10 protein-coding genes and 1 tRNA gene are annotated in these 17,828 nt (G+C 61.3%); 3 read left to right on the top strand and 8 right to left on the bottom strand.

The genetic code is table 11. The annotated features are described in order from the left end of the window. Positions 1 to 110 precede the first annotated feature (110 nt). The 4 genes from SSA02_RS03060 to SSA02_RS03045 form a co-directional block, all read right to left on the bottom strand. A complete protein-coding gene (locus tag SSA02_RS03060) occupies positions 111 to 2,642 on the bottom strand; it encodes a hypothetical protein (RefSeq protein WP_147092411.1) in 2,532 nt (843 codons plus the stop codon). Between the two features lie 685 nt (positions 2,643 to 3,327). Beyond that, positions 3,328 to 4,695: an ABC1 kinase family protein gene (locus SSA02_RS03055; protein WP_147092410.1), complete on the bottom strand. Its 1,368-nt coding sequence runs from the start codon at positions 4,693 to 4,695 to the stop codon at positions 3,328 to 3,330. Between the two features lie 3 nt (positions 4,696 to 4,698). Further along, positions 4,699 to 6,492, bottom strand: a complete 1,794-nt coding sequence (locus SSA02_RS03050; RefSeq protein ID WP_246103574.1) for a M3 family oligoendopeptidase — start codon at positions 6,490 to 6,492, stop codon at positions 4,699 to 4,701. Positions 6,493 to 6,639: 147 nt separating this feature from the next. Further along, complete coding sequence (locus SSA02_RS03045; protein ID WP_147092408.1) at positions 6,640 to 8,106, bottom strand: AMP nucleosidase; 1,467 nt, start codon at positions 8,104 to 8,106, stop codon at positions 6,640 to 6,642. Between the two features lie 102 nt (positions 8,107 to 8,208). On the opposite strand from SSA02_RS03045, the gene SSA02_RS03040 reads away from it, so the two are divergent. Then, complete coding sequence (locus SSA02_RS03040; protein WP_222591050.1) at positions 8,209 to 8,610, top strand: DUF6525 family protein; 402 nt, start codon at positions 8,209 to 8,211, stop codon at positions 8,608 to 8,610. Between the two features lie 76 nt (positions 8,611 to 8,686). Here the strand turns inward: SSA02_RS03040 and SSA02_RS03035 are convergent, their stop codons facing one another. The 4 genes from SSA02_RS03035 to SSA02_RS03020 all read right to left on the bottom strand — a co-directional run bounded on the left by SSA02_RS03035 (position 8,687) and on the right by SSA02_RS03020 (position 16,893). Further along, on the bottom strand, positions 8,687 to 9,604 hold the full coding sequence (locus tag SSA02_RS03035; protein ID WP_147092407.1) for a Gfo/Idh/MocA family protein: 918 nt from the start codon (positions 9,602 to 9,604) through the stop codon (positions 8,687 to 8,689). A 151-nt stretch (positions 9,605 to 9,755) separates the two neighbouring features. Further along, on the bottom strand, positions 9,756 to 14,276 hold the full coding sequence (gltB, locus tag SSA02_RS03030) for a glutamate synthase large subunit (protein ID WP_147092406.1): 4,521 nt from the start codon (positions 14,274 to 14,276) through the stop codon (positions 9,756 to 9,758). Positions 14,277 to 14,281: 5 nt separating this feature from the next. Beyond that, on the bottom strand, positions 14,282 to 15,742 hold the full coding sequence (locus SSA02_RS03025) for an NAD(P)-dependent oxidoreductase (RefSeq protein ID WP_147092405.1): 1,461 nt from the start codon (positions 15,740 to 15,742) through the stop codon (positions 14,282 to 14,284). Positions 15,743 to 15,921: 179 nt separating this feature from the next. Next, a complete protein-coding gene (locus tag SSA02_RS03020) occupies positions 15,922 to 16,893 on the bottom strand; it encodes a complex I NDUFA9 subunit family protein (RefSeq protein ID WP_147092404.1) in 972 nt (323 codons plus the stop codon). 114 nt (positions 16,894 to 17,007) lie between these two features. On the opposite strand from SSA02_RS03020, the gene SSA02_RS03015 reads away from it, so the two are divergent. Next, a tRNA-Leu gene (locus tag SSA02_RS03015) sits at positions 17,008 to 17,094 on the top strand. 69 nt (positions 17,095 to 17,163) lie between these two features. Continuing rightward, complete coding sequence (locus tag SSA02_RS03010; protein WP_147092403.1) at positions 17,164 to 17,811, top strand: ribonuclease D; 648 nt, start codon at positions 17,164 to 17,166, stop codon at positions 17,809 to 17,811. Positions 17,812 to 17,828: the final 17 nt, after the last annotated feature.

Below are 17,828 nucleotides of genomic sequence, written 5' to 3'. Positions count from 1 at the left end.
GACAGTCTGTCTTTCATCCTTCCGTCTGCGGGGAGGAAAATCACTGCCTCGTTCTCTCGCGATGACGGGCGATATCCCGTCATCCCTCGTCGCTACGGGCATGCCGCCTCTCAGGCTTTCGTCATGGTCACGACTTTCTTTTCGTAACATGACTCAGAGAACGAGACATTCGTATGACGATCGTAGGAAACGACCGGATCCTTCACATTGTAATATCCGGTCACATCAGAAATTTGTCCTGACCCTATTGTTTCCACTCCGATATAGCATCCATCGAGATACCAGTTCCGGAGATCGGTTATCTCCGCTGGGAGGTCTCGATACATTCCTCTCAGCGCGTTTATGGCTCGCATGAGGCCCGTATTAACATCTATGGTCGTCTTGTACATGACACCGTCATTCTCGCTCCTGAGCGGATTGATGTAATCGGCCGTTGGCCCAAACACGTTGAATATACTTCCACCCAGAGTTTGAGGAAGATAGAAATAGCCATCTGGATCGCCGGTATAATCTATTGACTCGAATTGTAGAAACAAACCGAAACTCAAATTTTTTGTCTTATAGTTTATCGTGAAATTAACTCCTGCCTGATACGTTCCTGTGTTTCCGCGATAACCGGACACACCCTGAACAAGAGACGCCGTTACCTGATGATCGAAGGAAAGATTGAGGTCTTGCGTTCCGAGGGTCGCTATCTGAACGTCCAGCAATTCGCCGCCCTGGGCAGCCATCTGATAGACATAGTGACCGTCAGCCGGGTCTCGAAAGACGTTGAATTCTGTTCTGCCTAGCTCGGATGTCGCCGATCCCTGGCTCCAATGTCCTATCGACGTACCATAATTCTTATCCCAGACCTGCGATGCCTTACCAGCATCAGGCGTCAGAGGGGTTTGTCCACTCCACTGCACCACGCCCCAGTCGGACGAAACGCCACCATCCAAGGTGGTGTACCGATCATAAAACTCCGGTTGCCCATTCAAAATCCCCTGAGTATTCATCTTGAGATTTGGGCCATCTACGCTGGGATTCGAGAAAACAATCGAGACGATGGGCCTGAAGCCACACTTGTGCAAATCCTCGAGCGTTCTGCCGTCCGCAAGTTCATTCTGATAAGTCAAAAGCTCAGCCTGGGACAATGGTCGCCCGAGCGCTGCTCCGCCAAGCCGCAAGATAGTGTTGCGCGCTTCTTCGGAGAAGGCCTTGTCTCGCCGGATCTCTGAAAAGCTCTTTCCGTTAGCCAGGGCATTCTGTGCGTTGCGGACACCTCCTTCATCTCCCAGGCGATCGAGTGTCGCAGGATAGAGTCCGTTCCTGATCCGGTTATAGGCCTCATCGGAAAAGGCGATGCGGCGCCGGAGTTTTCCCCAATCAACACCTCTCGCAAGATCGTTCTGCGCTGTTTTCACGCCACCTTCATCGCCCGTTCGATCGAGAATGGCGGGATAGAGTTCGTTCCTGATCCGGTTATAGGCCTCGGTAGAAAATGCCATCCGTCGGCGGACTCCCTCCCAGCTCTCACCACGCGCAAGATCGCCTTGAGCTGACTTCACTCCGCCTTCGTCGCCTGCACGATTGAGAACGGAAGGATAAAGGTCGTTTTTGATCCGATTATAGGCCTCGGTAGAGGACGCCAGCCTGCGCCGGAGCGTTTCCCAATCGATACCGTTTGCAAGATCGTTCTGGGCCGTCTTCACTCCGCCCTCATCACCAATACGATTGAGAACGGACGGGTAGAGGGCGTTTTTCACTCGATCGTAGGTTTGGGGATAGAAAGCCAGATCGTGGCGCGCACGTGAGAAAGTGAGGTTGGCGGACCCGATCGCATCTGCTGTTCTGTCGCGCCATGGGTTATCTCCAGACTGGAAGGATCGTCCCATGATCCGCGGCACAAGGGTCTGCAGATTCGACAGCCCCCGTTCGGAGTGCGCTTCGTTCCAGCGATAATCCCGTATCGACCAGCCATCTCCAATCCTGACAGCCGCATAATCGCGATCTCCGCCCACCGGATCGAATCCGTACACATCCCGGAAAGTCTGATCGTAAATCCCGCGCTGTGCAGACCATCGTGCAAGCTCCTGCCGCACCTGCAACTCAGTTTTCTCACCTCGCTCGATGGAGCCCTGCTGAGTCCCGATCCATGCATCATCGGATATGCTGACGGCGCGTCCCTGAACCGAAGAAATCATCTCGCCCAGACGCCCTCTCAAATCCAGTATGAACGGTGCTGGCGCAGTCCTGAGCACTGTTTCATCGCTAAGGAATTGCAATTGAGGAAGTCCGGTTCCTGCATCCTGTGTTGCTCCGATCCCCTTGGCCTCTACCGCGAGAACGCTCGCCGCAGCGTTGCCTGCCCGATCGAATGACTGGCCTATCGTTTCCGGAGTTGAAGACGCCAAAGGGTCATGACGAGAGACGCCGGGGCTTGGCGTGACCGCTTCATTTGCGAGATCTCTGATCTGGAGGGCCACAAGCTGATCGGCCGCACTCCCCGGTGCGACGATCTCGTGCGACGCCCCAGTTTCCTGCACGATCGCTGATCCGGAAACCGGCTCGGTCGCGAAACCGCCTCCCTTCTCGCCAATGGCAAGCACTTCCTCGACCGAACGATTGGCGGAGGGCAAAACCGAAAAAAAATCTGACATGCGAATCCTACCAGAAGAAGAAATTGGCAAAGACACACATCAGGAGAATGTCTATTTTCCTAGAATAGAAGTAAAAATACAGTTATTCCTTATTTCTGCCGCAACGGTCAGGAAAATAGAGATATTCAAATATTTTATTGATAATAATTCTAAATTATTTCTACTATAGACCCCAGCCATTTTCCCCCTGATAGATGGACAATAGGTGATTGTCGTCATATCGGAAGGTGACAATATGATATCCTCCTGCGAGATGAGGCTTATCAGTCGTCGCATATGGGGGATTGTCCGGAGATCCAGTATTCCGAACTGCACATGCCGATAGCATCGAACCGTTCAGACCGAATCTGTAGGCAGCGGAGCTGCTCTCGACACAGTACGATGTGACAGGATGTGGTTGAAGAGAGGTAATTTCATTGTCTGAACCGAGATATACTCGGAGCAGGTCATCATGAACGAATCTCTGGTCAGAAAGATCTGCCGGATATCGTTACAAATCCGGTAGACTAGCGCCCTTGACGAAGCCCTGCGGCTGGATGCCGGAGGGTTCCCTCAGCTGAGTATTCCTGCTTCGTTTCGCTCCGGCTGCACCGTGGGGTCCGTTCGGGCGGACCAGCCCTCTCGACACGATGGAACCGGGCTCTTCATCCATAACATCGATGGAAAAGAACCCGGGCGCTGGCGCCTAAAGTCCCTGGAGCGGTGGCGGAACGCGCGCCTCGGCGAGCGCGGCTTTCTGGCGTTCTGCCAGAGCGGTCTCGTCGAAATCCCTGATGAGATCCTGAAAGAGGCGGTGCCAGTTGAGCTTCGCCCTGAGACGCAGGAACACGCTGCCGAGCCCGATCGCGGACCGATCGACGAGAACGAATTCCCGCGACGGTCTGACGCCACCCGTGCGCTTGAGTCCCTCATAGACCCGCTCGGCAATGTCGCGGCCGAAATTGGGGTCGTCGCTTTCCTGTATGAAACGCTCCCGGTCGTCCATGAGAGGGCCGTAGATGAAGCGCGCCCATTCGTTGAGAACGGCCGCGGTATCGCGCGAGAGTCCCTTGAACCCCCATGCCTCATAGGCCGCGAAGGCCATGTCCTCGTCATTGTCGCGCAGGGCGTTGAAGAGATCGATAATGCCCTTGATGAAATGGGCGGGGAAAATGCGGATGGCCCCGAAATCGAGCAGGTTCAGCCCCCAGTCGGGCCGGATCGTGAAATTGCCCATATGCGGATCGCCATGGATGATCCCGTAACGATAGACCGGCGTGTACCACGCCTTGAAGAGCGCGGTCGCAATGGCATTGCGCTCTTCCTGCGAGGGATTGGCGTCCAGGATCTTCTGGATCCCCCTTCCTGTCACCCATTCCATGGTCAGGAGCCGGCGGGTCGAAAGCGCCTCGACCGGCAGAGGAATCGTGACTTCGGGAATATGGCCGAGCATCGCGCGATAAAGCCGCATATGCGACGCCTCGCGCTCGTAATCGAGCTCCTCTCTCAGGCGCTCCTCGAGCTCGCGCACCACCTCGTCCTGCTTGATCGCAGGGAGGAATTGCTGGACCAGCCCGACCACGACACGGAACTGGCGGAGATCGGATTCCACCGCCGCGTTCATGTCGGGATATTGCAGTTTGCACGCCACATCCTCGCCCGTCGCGGTGGTCGCGCGGTGCACCTGGCCGAGACTGGCAGCGGCCACAGCCTGATGCGAGAAAGACCGGAAACGCCGCTCCCAGTTCGGGCCGAGCTCGGCCGTCATACGACGCCGCACGAAACTCCATGCCATGGGCGGGGCGTTGGCCTGAAGCTCCGCAAGCTGGGTCGCATATTCCTCCGGAAGCGCGCCCGGAATGGTCGAGAGAATCTGCGCCCCCTTCATGAGGGGCCCTTTCAGCCCGCCCAGAGCGGCACGCAGATCGTTGGCATGAATGGCCTGATTGGACTTGAAACCCAGACGATTGCCGATCACCCGCGTGGCGATGCCGCCCACCGTTCCGGAAGCGCGGGCCATCCGTTTGAATTCGCCGAAAAGGCCGGTCTGATCGAGATCTTTCGGGGTCGTCATCGCTTAAGCCGTCTTGTCCTGTTTATCCTGAGCTTCGAGCTCGTCAATGAAACCCGAAATGACATCCAGCCCCTTGCGCCAGAACCCCGGATCGGTGGCATCCAGCCCGAAGGGTTCGAGAAGCTCCGCATGGCGCTTCGTTCCTCCGGCTTCGAGCATGGCGATATAACGATCCTGGAAGCCCGCTGTTCCGCTTTCATAGACGCCATAGAGCGCGTTCACCAGACAATCCCCGAATGCGTAGGCGTAAACGTAGAAAGGCGCATGGATGAAATGCGGCACATACGACCAGTAGATATCGTAATCGGGCGTGAAGGAAAATGCTGGTCCGAGGCTGCGTGTCTGCACGTCCCGCCAGATTTCTCCCAGTCGCTCCGGAGAGAGTTCTCCGTGGCGCCTTTCGTCATGAACCTTCGTCTCGAACTGATAGAAGGCCACCTGGCGCACCACGGTATTCAGCATATCCTCGACCTTGCCGGCGAGCATGGTGCGACGGCGGGCGGGATCGGTCTCTGAGTCCAGAAGCGCGCGAAAGGTCAGCATCTCTCCGAAGACCGATGCGGTCTCGGCAAGGGTGAGTGGTGTCGAGGACTGAAGATAGCCCTGCTTTGCAGCCAGTATCTGATGCGCACCGTGACCGAGCTCATGGGCGAGCGTCATCACGTCGCGCGTGCGACCGTGATAGTTCAGCAGAATATAGGGATGAACGTCGGGCGTCACAGGATGGGCGAAGGCCCCGGAAGACTTGCCCGGCACGGGAGGGACATCGATCCAGTCGCGATCCATGAACGCACCGACCAGAGCGCCGAGACGCGGGTCGAAGCGCGTATAGGCATCGCGAACCACGGATTTCGCCTCGTCCCACGGGATCGATCTGTCATCGTCTCCCGGCAGGGGGGCATTGCGATCCCAGTGCTCGAGCGTCTCCAGCCCGAGCCATCCGGCCTTGAGCGTGTAATAGCGATGCGCGAGACGCGCGTAATCGGCATCGACGGCAGCAACCAGCGCATCGACGACCTCATCTTCCACCATATTCGCCCGGTTGCGGCTCGAACAGGGGCGGGAGAAACCCCGCATTCCGTCCTCGATGGCCTTGTCCTTGGCGAGGGTATTGGTGATCAGAACGAGCAGGCGCTGATTGGCCCCGAGAACACGGCTGACCTCACCCGCCGCGAGACGACGCTTCTCCCGATCCGGGCTGGAGAGCTGGTCGAGCGCATCGCCCAGAGGGCGCTCCTCCCCTTCGAGCGTCACGGTGAGGGAGGCCATCGTCTCGTCGAAAAGGCGATTCCACGAGGCGCGCCCCGTCACGGATTTCTCGACCAGAACCTGCTCGACCTCGTCGGAGAGCTGATAGGGGCGCCAGACCCGCAAATCGCGCAGGAAGGGTGCCCAGCGGGACAAGGCCGGATCCTGCACGCGGGCAGCGAGATCCTCGTCGCCGATACGGTTCAGCTCGAGCGTGAAAAAGAGGAGATGGGAGGAGATCTCCGTCAGACGTTCGGTCATACCCTGGGAAAAGCGCCCGGTTGCGGCGTCGCTCGTCCGGGCGGCAAAGCTGAGCTGCGCGAATGCCGCAAGTCGCCCCATGCGCTGGTCGATGCGCTCGTAACCGGCGATGGAAGCGTCCAGATCCTGCGCGGAGGCGGCAGTCAGACGGCCCTTCCATCGTCCTGAAAAGGCGCGGGCCTCTTCCTCGCATTGCGCGAGATCGCGTTCGATCGCCGGATCCTCGAGCCCGTCATAGAGATCGGAGAGATCCCAGCGCGGCAATGCGGCCAAATCGTTCTGTGCCATGAATGCGGGCGTCCTTCCTGTCATGGGTTTCCGGTATGGGTCGGGGGAGCGGTTCCTGGAAGCGCGGCTGCGTCCCGAAAGGGCTCGACCGGAGGTCTCTTGGGTATCATCCGGCTTCCTCGCCCCCCGGGATGGCTTTTCATGCGCCTATCGAAAAGCCGGCTCGTCGAAGCCGCGCAGCTTGCGCGAATGCAGACTGTCCACCCCGCGCAGTCTGAGCAGCCTCATCGTCTCGATCCCTACCATGAGATGCTGGCTGACACGCTCCCTGTAGAAGGCGTTTGCCATGCCTCTGAGCTTCAGTTCGCCATGGAGCGGCTTGTCGGATACGCAGAGCAAGGTTCCGTACGGCACGCGGAAACGGAACCCATTGGCTGCGATGGTGGCCGATTCCATGTCCACCGCGATCGAGCGGCTCATGTTGATCTGGGTGAAAAGGGAACGCAGGCGCAGCTCCCAGTTCCGGTTATCCGTCGTAAGAACGGTGCCGGTGCGCAACCGGGTCTTTATGTCCCGCTCCTCGAGACCGGTCACCGCCTGCATGGCTTCCTGGAGCGCGACCTGAACCTCGGCGATCGGCGGGACGGGAACCCAGGTCGGCAGATCGTCATCGAGCACGTGATCGTCGCGCACATAGCCGTGCGCCAGCACGTAATCGCCCAGAAGCTGCGTGCGCCGCAGCCCGGCGCAGTGACCCACCATCAGCCAGCAATGCGGACGCAGCACCGCCAGATGATCGGTGATGGTCTTCGCATTGGACGGGCCGACGCCGATATTGATCAGCGTGATGCCATCGCCATCGGGACGACGCAGGTGATAGGCCGGCATCTGGGGCAGGGTCTCGAGCGGCTGACCGTGCTGGCCGTCGCGGGTGTACACGGCGTCTCCCGGCTCGATGAAGGCATCGTATGCACGATGCTCGGGATCGGATGCCTCCCCGTCGATGCAGCTTCGGGCAAAGTCGCGGAAGCCGTCGACATAACGCTGATAATTCGTCAGCAGGATGAAGCGCTGGAAATGGCGCGGCGCCGTTCCGGTATAATGATGCAGGCGGGCGAGCGAATAATCGGTTCGTTCTGCCGTAAACAGGGCAAGCGCGCGTGGAGCCCCCTGATCGGGAATGATCTCGCAATTCGCGATCGTGTCGTCGGTCGCATGCAGGTCCGGAAGCGCATAATTGTTGCGAAGCAGCTTGAGATCGCTCTCCGTCAGTCCGGTGACGGCCTCCTCCATCACGTATGGCAGGGGCATGGGACGACGGGACAGCCCCACATGAACGGGCTGACGGTAGCATTGCAGAAGGTTTTCGATCTGGGCCTGCCAGTAGCTGCGAAAAAGCTCCGGGCGCGTCAGGGTCGTGCCGTAGAACCCCGGCTCGAGAACGACCCCGAAACGCGGCTTGACGTCATCGGGGATATCGCCCGGCCTGAGCGAAAACGCCAGATAGGGATAGAAAGCCTCGGCGGGTCGCCGTTCGGCAAAAGCCTCGCGGAGATGTCTTGCCCCCGACTCGTACAGGGCCTCGATACGATCGAGCGCTGCATCCGCGGTATCGAAAGGTTCGAACCCGCTCCCGACCCGATCGAATGACGCTGTCTGTTCCCTCTCGCTCATCGCGCACCTCTCTTCTCACCGCTTCGGCGAGGTTAACGCTTTGTGCGGACATGCGATAGACGAGCGATGGACGCAGCGTAAGTTATGTTATAACATACAATAATGTCTCCGCTTTCCGCATGCCCGACCGAAGCCACCGCGCAGGGGCGATCCCCAGCCGGGGCAAGCCGCGCCCTCATCTCCGGCGATCGTTCCGTCAATGATGGAACGTGCCGCAATGCGATCTGGAGGCGCTATGCAGGCGATCCCTGGGCGGCTTTCGACGCGCTGCCAGCATCGATCAGACGCAGACTCGCCGAGCATGTCTACGATGCCTGGTCGGTCAACGCCCTGATCCTGTGGCGTCACTACAAGCGGGTGCATGGAGCGACGCCGCGCGCCGAGCGGGCGATGATCCGCTATCTCGATTATTGCGAGCGTCTCGAGCAGCAGGCATTCATCGCACGTCACGGCGCCTTGCCGCATATCGAGGCCGGAGCGACGCCACAGCGTTACGGCCCCTGATCCGGCGACTGTCCTTGTTTTCCGGCAACGCATCTCGAAAACGGGATCGGGCGCAACGCCGATATCCGCCCGGCTTTCAATCGATTGCGTAGCGCCGCCCATAGGCCAGGGCCTCGGTAACGAGATCGAGCGCGCGAAGATCGAGATCGGAGAGGCGCTGTGCGACGAGCGCCGCAAAACGATCGTACACTCCGGCATATTCGGGTCGATCCCCGATGGGTACGGGTTTGCCGTTGCGCAACAGATGCCCTCCGCCCTCCGAAAGCGCCAGCGTCGTTCCGTCGTGAAGCGACCAGACGATCTCCCAGATTTCGCTTTCGGCAGGGTGGAGCCAGTCGAACTCTCCGATGATCCCGAGCGCGCGATCGCTCGTCTCGAGTGCGAGACGCGCCCGGGCGGGGGCTCCCCGTCCGGGGCAGAAACCCAGCTCCGCCTTGCGGAAAACGACGCCCTCGGGGGTCAGGGCGCACAGGATCGACAGCGCATTGATCCCGGCATCGAACACGCCGGGCGCACCCGGCGCCCAGAGCCACTCCGCGCCCGGATGCCATTTTTCCGCGTTTTCCTTCCAGACGATGGCGATATCGCGCACCGATAATCCGGGCAGGTGGTCCTTCAGCCATGCGACTGCTGGCGCATGAACGGAATGCCAGGCCGAAAACAGGGTGATATCATGCGCCTCCGCTCGCTCGAGAAGGGCCACCCCCTGGCTCCGCGTCGTGGCGGGGGGCTTTTCGAGCAGGACATGCCAGCCCGCATCCAGCGCTTCGCAGGCGAGAGCGTAACGTATGTCCGGCGGTGTGCAGATCGCGACGGCATCGACCCCGATACCGCTCTCGCGCAAGGCCGCAACGGTCGGGAAGACCGGAACCTCGAGCACCACCGGGACCGGGGACACCCCGGCCACGAGCGTGAACGCCTTGTGGGCCGCTATGGTCGGCAGATGCTGCTGTCTGGCGATCTGGCCGATGCCGATCATGGCAATACGAATCATGGATACTCTCTCAGGAAGGAGGGAGATCCTGCCTCCCCCGGAAGAGCCTAGGGGCAAAAGCGCCGGATGAATAATACCGAAAAGAAAACCTCATATAACCGTTCGCCCCCCCTTCCCGGCATCCGGGAAGGGGGAGCGGAGCGGCGTGAGATCAGGCCGAAAGCGCCTCGGCCGTCCGGGGTACGGCAAACCCGATGATCCGCGCATAGTCCCGCGGGACGACCTGCCAGAAACGCGGGAGAACGCGATCCCAGCGATGGAGAAGCCCGCTTGCATAGGCGCTCCCGGTCTCGTCCGCGTGACGCTGCACCAGATCGCGCAGTTCCGTCTCCCACCGGCTTCCGGCCTCGATCCGGCTCCAGAGAACGGTGTCCGGATTAACCCGGCTTTCGAAACGCTCATCCTTGTCAAGCACGAAGGCCATCCCGCCCGTGAAACCGGCACCGAAATTATCGCCGATCTGGCCGAGGATGACGACGGTACCGCCGGTCATGTACTCGCACCCGTTGGACCCGCAGCCCTCGACGACAGCGGTCGCGCCGGAGTTCCGGACGGCGAAGCGTTCACCCGCCTGACCCGCAGCGAAGAGCGCCCCCGCCGTCGCGCCGTAAAGCACGGTGTTTCCGATGATCGCGTTTTCTTCGGAGCGCCATGGCGCCGTCGGCGACGGACGGACGACGATCGTGCCGCCCGACAATCCCTTGCCGACATAATCATTGGCATCGCCAACCACATCGAGCTTGAGCCCCTGCACGGCGAAAGCGCCGAGCGACTGCCCCGCCGACCCGCGCAGACGCAGAGTGAGATGCCCCTCGGGAAGGGTCTTCATCCCGAAGCGGCGGGTGATCAGCGAGGAGACGCGTGTCCCGATCGCGCGATGGGTGTTCTGCACCGTGTAATGCAGATGGAGCTTCTCGCGATGATCGAAAAGCGGGCTCGCATCGGCGATGACCTGGGCGTCGAGCGTCTCGGGCACCTCGTTTCTGCCGTCGCGCGTGCAGAACCGCGCATCCGGCCCGGGATCGGCCTGGACGAGAAGGGAGTTGAGATCGAGATCGTCGAGATAATCCGCGCCGCGCGAGACCTGACGGAGCAGATCGGTACGGCCGATGATCTCTTCCATCGAGCGGAAACCGAGATCGGCGAGAATGTTGCGCACATCCTCCGCGATGAAGGAGAACAGGTTGATCACCTTCTCGGGCGATCCCTCGAACTTGGCACGCAGGGCCTCGTCCTGCACGCAGACACCGACCGGGCAGGTATTGGAGTGGCACTGCCGCACCATGATGCACCCCATGGCCACGAGCGCGGCCGTGCCGATCCCGAATTCCTCGGCCCCCAGCATGGCCGCCATGACCACGTCGCGACCGGTCTTGAGGCCGCCATCGGTTCGCAGGGTCACGCGATGACGCAGCCGGTTGAGGGTCAGGACCTGATTGGCTTCGGTCAGACCCATCTCCCACGGAAGCCCGGCATATTTGATGGAGGATTGCGGGCTCGCTCCCGTTCCGCCGCTATGACCGGAGATCATGATCGCATCGGCCTTCGCCTTGGCGACACCGGCGGCGATGGTTCCGATTCCCGTCCGTGCCACCAGCTTTACGGTCACGGTCGCATCCGGATTGATCTGCTTCAGATCGTAGATGAGCTGCGCCAGATCCTCGATCGAATAGATATCGTGATGCGGCGGCGGCGAGATCAGCGTCACGCCCGGTGTGGCATGGCGCAGCTTGCCGATCAGCTCCGTGACCTTGAATCCGGGAAGCTGGCCGCCCTCGCCGGGCTTCGCCCCCTGGGCGACCTTGATCTCGATCTCGCTGCAATTGTTCAGATATTCGGCCGTGACGCCGAAACGCCCCGACGCCACCTGCTTGATCTTCGAGCTCGCATTATCGCCGTTCTCGCGCGGGGTGAACCGCGCTGAATCCTCTCCGCCCTCGCCGGAATCGGATTTCGCGCCGATCCGGTTCATGGCGATCGCAAGGGTCTCGTGCGCCTCGGGGCTGAGGGCGCCGAGGGAAATCCCCGGCGCCACGAGACGACGGCGGATTGCGGTGATGCTCTCGACATCCTCGACGGGGATGGACTCCCTCACCCGCCGGAAATCGAGCAGATCGCGCAGAGCGGTGGGCGGCTGGCGGCGCACCGCATCCGCATAACGCTTGAACAGCGAGAAACTGTCGGTCGAGACGGCCGTCTGGAGCATGTGGATCAGTTGCCCGCTGAAGGCATGGACCTCTCCCTTGCGGCGCAGCTTGTAGAGCCCGCCGATCGGAAGCGCATCGACGCCACCTGCATAGGCGACTTCATGCGCCTTGAGCACGTTGCGGGCCAGACCCGGAAGGCCGATCCCCGAGATCCGCGAGGGCATGCCCGGGAAGAACTCGGCAACCAGCGCGCGCGACAGCCCGATCGCCTCGAAATTGTAACCACCGCGATAGGCGGAAACGATCGAGATCCCCGATTTCGACATGATCTTGAGCAGCCCCTTGTCGAGGGCCTTTCGATAACGCTGTACCGCCTCACGCAGGGAGAGATCGCCGAACAGACCGCGACGAAGACGATCGGCAATGCATTCCTGGGCCAGATAGGGGTTGACCGTCGTTGCGCCCACCCCGACCGTCACCGCCATGCCGTGCACGTCCATGACATCGGCCGAACGCACGTTGAGCGAAGTGAAGGTCCGCAGCGACTGGCGGACGAGATGGATGTGGACCGCAGCGGTCGCGAGAATCATCGGGATGGCGACATGCGCGTCGTTTTGCGCCTCGTCGGAGAGGAAGAGATGGGTGCAGCCACCCCGTACGTGATCCTCCGCCTCGCGCCGGATACGCGCGATCGCATCGCGCAGCCCCGCCTCGCCATCGGCAGCGCGGAACGTACAATCCACCGTCGCCCCGTCCTTGCCGCAGAACCGCCGCAGGGCGTCGAACTCGCCCGTGGTCAGAACCGGGCTCGGCAGTTGCAGCAGATCGCACTGATCCGGCGTCTGATCGAGCACATTGCCCAGATTGCCGAGGCGCGTGACGAGACTCATCACGTTCATCTCGCGCAGGGAGTCGATCGGCGGATTCGTGACCTGGCTGAAACCCTGCCGGAAATAATGGGCCAGACCGCGATAGGTGCTCGAAAGAACCTGGAGCGGCGTATCGTCGCCCATCGAGCCGATCGCCTCGGCCGCGGTCTCGACCATGGGATGGAGAATGGTCTCCATCTCCTCATGGGTGAGACTCATGGCGAGCTGGCGCCGACGGAGCTGCTCGGTCTCGAACAGGATCGGCTCGGCAACGTCATCGCGGACGATCGCGCTGATGTTCCGGATGCGCCTGGTCCAGGAAACGAAATCCTGACGCCCGGCGAGAAGGTCGAGAAGCTCCTGCGGCGCATAGAGCTTCGCTTCCTGCAGATCGAGCCCCAGGGTTTCGCCCGGCCCGAGACGCCCCTTCATCCGGGTATTGGCGTCCTGCACCCTGACCATTCCGGCTTCGGATCCGACGATCAGAAGGTCGTCCTGCGTGATCGTGTAGCGCAGGGGACGCAGACCGGCGCGGTCGAGACCGGCCACGACCCAGCGTCCATCCGTCGCACAGATGGCGGCCGGGCCGTCCCAGGGCTCCATCACCGCATTGCAGTAGGAGAACAGGGCGCGCTGCGACTCGGTCATGGCGGTATTGCCGCCTGCACTGGCCGGAACCATCAGGGTCTTGGCCATGGGGGCATCGCGTCCTGCATGGGTGAGAAGCTCGAACACGTTGTCGAACATCGCCGTATCCGACCCCGCAGCCTGAACCACCGGTTTGAGGTCGTCCATATAGGGATCGAGATTGGCGTCGGCGAGCCGCGTCTCGTGGCTGCGCATCCAGTTCACATTGCCCGAGAGCGTGTTGATCTCTCCGTTATGGGCCAGGCGACGGAATGGCTGCGCCAGCTTCCAGGTGGGGAAGGTGTTCGTGGAATAGCGCTGATGATAGATGGCAAAGCGCGAAACGAAGCGCTCATCCAGAAGATCGGGATAGAAATCCGTCAGATTCTCGGCGAGGAACATCCCCTTGTAGATGAGCGAACGGCAGGACAGGGAGCAGACATACAGATCGACCTGCGCTGCCGCCGCAGCCTTTTCGATGCGACGGCGAATGACATAGAGATCGCGTTCGAATGCCTCCTCGGAACGGTTGAGGCGGTTGCGTACCATGATCTGTTCGATCTCGGGACGGGTGGCATTGGCCTTCTCGCCGATACAGGCTGTATCGATCGGCACCTGCCGCCATCCATAGATCCCGTAACCGAAATCGAGAATCTCGCTCTCGATGATCGCCCGTCCGGCTTCCTGCGCGGCCAGATCGGTTTTCGGCAGGAAGATCATCCCCACCGCGATACGCCCCTCGATATGATCGTCTCCGGCGCTGTGAATCGCCTCGGCGAAGAAATCCTGGGGTATTTCCACGTGGATGCCCGCGCCATCGCCCGTCTTGCCATCCGCATCGACGGCACCGCGATGCCACAACGCCTTGAGCGCGGCGATTCCGGCGAGCACCACGTCACGGCGCCGCTTTCCGTCCAGCGCGGCGACGAGACCGACACCGCAGGCATCGCGCTCCATGGCGGGGTCGTACAGGCCTTCGAGGGCGCGGACATTGTCCTGATAGGACGCGATGAAGCTGTTCTCGGTCATGACCCTTACTCCGCCACAGCCATCTGGGTGGCCGGTTCTGCTGACTTGCTCTCCTTCGCGGAGAGGAACTGATGCATCTCGGCCGCGGCCTCGCGTCCATCGCGAATGGCCCAGACGACGAGGGACGCGCCGCGCACGATGTCGCCCCCGGCAAAAACACCGGGAATGCTGGTCTCGAAACGGCCCGGACTGACCTTCAGCGTACCCCAGCGCGTAACGGCAAGCTCCGGCGCATCCCATGTCCCGGGAAGATCCTCGGGATCGAATCCGAGCGCCTTGATCACGAGATCGGCCTCGATGGTGAAGCTGCTGTCCGGCACGGCCTCGACAGACTGGCGCCCCGACGCATCGGGGAGGCTCAGGCGCATCCGGTGCGCCCGAACGGCATTGACCGTCCCGTCGCCCAGAAACGCCTCAGGGGCGGCGAGCCAGGCGAATTCCACGCCTTCTTCCTCGGCGTTCTTCACCTCCTGGATCGAACCGGGCATGTTGGCCCGGTCGCGCCGGTAGAGACAGGTCACCTTCCTCGCGCCCTGACGGATGGACGTTCTCACGCAATCCATCGCCGTATCGCCGCCGCCGATGACCACGACATGCTTGTCGCCCGCATGCAGAATGGCGTCCTCGCCCGGCGTCTCGTGATACCCGCGACGATTGGACGCCGTCAGGAATGCGAGGGCCTGAACGACGCCCCCCAGACCGCTGCCGGGGACGGAGACCTCACGCGAGCGATACACGCCCGTTCCGACGAAAACCGCATCATGCGTCTCGCGCAGGCTCTCGAAGGAGGTTTCTCCCGCAGCCGAACCGATCGGAGTGGAAAGATGGAAAACGATACCCTGCGCGGCAAGCAGCGCATGACGGCGGGCCAGAACATCCTTTTCGAGCTTGAAGCTCGGAATGCCATAGACCATCAGCCCCCCGATCCGGTCGTGCCGATCGTAGACATGCACCTGATAGCCGAGCGCACGCAGCCATTCGGCCGCAGCCAGACCCGCCGGGCCGGCTCCCACGATCCCGACACTCTGCGCGCGCTCACGCGACGGCATGCGGGGCTTGACCCAGTCCTTCTCGAAAGCCGTCTCCGTGATGAACTTCTCCACCGCACCGATGGTGACGCTTTCGAAGCCCTTCTCGATCACGCAATTGCCCTCGCAGAGACGGTCCTGCGGACAGATCCTGCCGCATATCTCCGGAAAGGTGTTGGTCGCCGCCGAGAGCCTGTAGGCCTCTTCGAGACGGTCTTCCGCCGTGAGCTTCAACCAGTCGGGAATATTGTTTCCGAGCGGGCAATGTATGGAGCAGAAAGGGACGCCGCATTGAGAGCAGCGGCTTGCCTGACGCTCGGCATGATCTACGGCAAAGGCACGGTAGATCTCGCCGAAATCCTCCCGGCGTTCGGCCGCAGGACGTTTCTCGGGCATCTCCTGCGGCAAGGAGACAAATTGCAGCATCCGTTCGGCCACGTCACATTACTCCCCATGGGCGAGCACGCGCTTCAGACGCTGCCCGGAAATGATGACGATCAGGTAAGGCAAGGCCGCAAACTGTATAAGTCAGTATCACTGACCTTTACGGGCTCGCAGATCTCTTTTTCACGGGAAAGTTCCGATATCCGCCAGACAAAAGGTCCGCATCGGACCATTCATTTGCGAAACGCTCTCAACAGGCTGAGTTTGGACAGATAATCCGGTGCACGATCCTGCAGACTCTGCGCCCGGATTCCGAGCGTATCGAGCCCTGCCGCATCCGGTGAGACCACGTTGTCCCGAGAGAGCATGGCGAGCTGGTCGCGCGTCAGCAATTTGCCCGGGAGGCGCTCGAACAGCCCTGCCTGGAGCTGGGCGAGCCGGTCCGGAACACGGATGAGACGCGGCGTGCGCCCGACGCCACGGGCCGTGAACGCCATGATCTCTTCCATGGTAAGACGATCCGGACCCCCAAGCTCGAAAACCGTCTCTTCCGGGAGATCCTCCTGCAGGAGACAGGCGATCGCGGCCCCGGCGACATCCTCGACATAGACCGGCTGAAGACGCGTATCGGCGGAGTAGACAGGCAGAACCGGCAGGACCTTCGCCATCAGCCCGAACATGGTCAGGAAACTGTCGCCGGGGCCGAACACAACGCTCGGGCGCAGGATACGGGCATCGGGGAAATGCGCGCGCACGTTCTGCTCGCCTTGCGCCTTGCTGCGTCCGTAACCGGATGGCGCGTCCGCAGAGGCGCCGATCGCGGACACATGCACCAGTTTCCGGACACCGCTCTCCCGTGCGATCCGGGCGACATCGCCGGGGGCTCTGGCATTGACCGCTTCGAAAGCCCCTTCTTCAGGCTCGGTCAGGATCGACACCAGATTGACCGCCATATCGCAGTCGCGGAGCGCAGCCCGAACCGATGCGGGATCGGTAACGGAGGCATAGACCGGCAGGACGGAGCCTCCTTTCCCGGTCTTTTCTGTCCCGGCCGGTCGTTTCGCGTCTCCCGGTTCGAGATCCGGCATCGGGCCCGGAGACCGCGTTGCGACACGGACCTCATAGCCCAGGGCGGCGAGCCTGCTTACGATATGCCGCCCGATGAACCCGCTTCCGCCGAAAACCGTGACCCGCTCTGCGCTCATGAAAAAAATTCCTTCTTCGACCCCCTCCGGGTGTTGACGACACCCCGCCACATGGGTAAACGCCACCTCACCGAACGGGATGCCTCGAAAAAAGGTTTCCCGGACAGCCTCTGAGCCCAGATGGCGGAATTGGTAGACGCGCAGGTTTCAGGTACCTGTGTCCGCAAGGACGTGGAAGTTCGAGTCTTCTTCTGGGCACCATACGAAAAACGGAAAAGCCGGCGAGAAATCGTCGGCTTCCGTTTTTTCTAGCCCCAGGGTTTCCCAGACATGGCTTCTCCGAGCGCCGCAATCCATCTCCATGATGGCGATCTTCCCGACGGTTTCGATATCGGCCCGGTCGTCGCGGTCGATACCGAAGCCATGGGCCTCAACCCCCATCGCGATCGTCTGTGTCTGGTCCAGCTCTCGGCCGGAGACGGAGAGGCGCATCTCGTCCAGATCCGCCCCAGATCGCTGGGCGGACGTTATGACGACTGCCCCAATCTCAAGGCGCTTCTTCAGGACGACTCTGTCACGAAGCTGATGCATTTCGCCCGGTTCGACGTGGCATTGCTCCAGCATGCCCTCGATATCACCGTGGCGCCGGTCATCTGCACCAAGATCGCTGCCCGCCTCGTCCGGACGTTCACGGACCGCCATGGCCTTGCCCATCTCTGCCGCGAGCTTCTGGGCGTCGATCTTGCCAAGCAGCAGCAGACCTCCGACTGGGGCGCAGAGACCCTGACCCCCGAGCAGCTCGCCTATGCGGCTTCCGACGTGCTGCATCTCCATGCCCTGTGGGAGAAGCTCGAAGCCCTTCTCGTCCGGGAAAACCGTCGGGATCTGGCGCAGGCCTGTTTCGATTTTCTCCCGGCGCGCGGGCGTCTCGACATCCTCGGTTACGAGGATCCCGACATCTTCTCGCATCGCGCCTGACACGCGCACACAGAGAA

This window comes from Swaminathania salitolerans, assembly GCF_007988945.1.
GTDB classification, from domain to species: domain Bacteria; phylum Pseudomonadota; class Alphaproteobacteria; order Acetobacterales; family Acetobacteraceae; genus Swaminathania; species Swaminathania salitolerans.
This window is presented reverse-complemented; position numbering and strand designations above follow the sequence as displayed.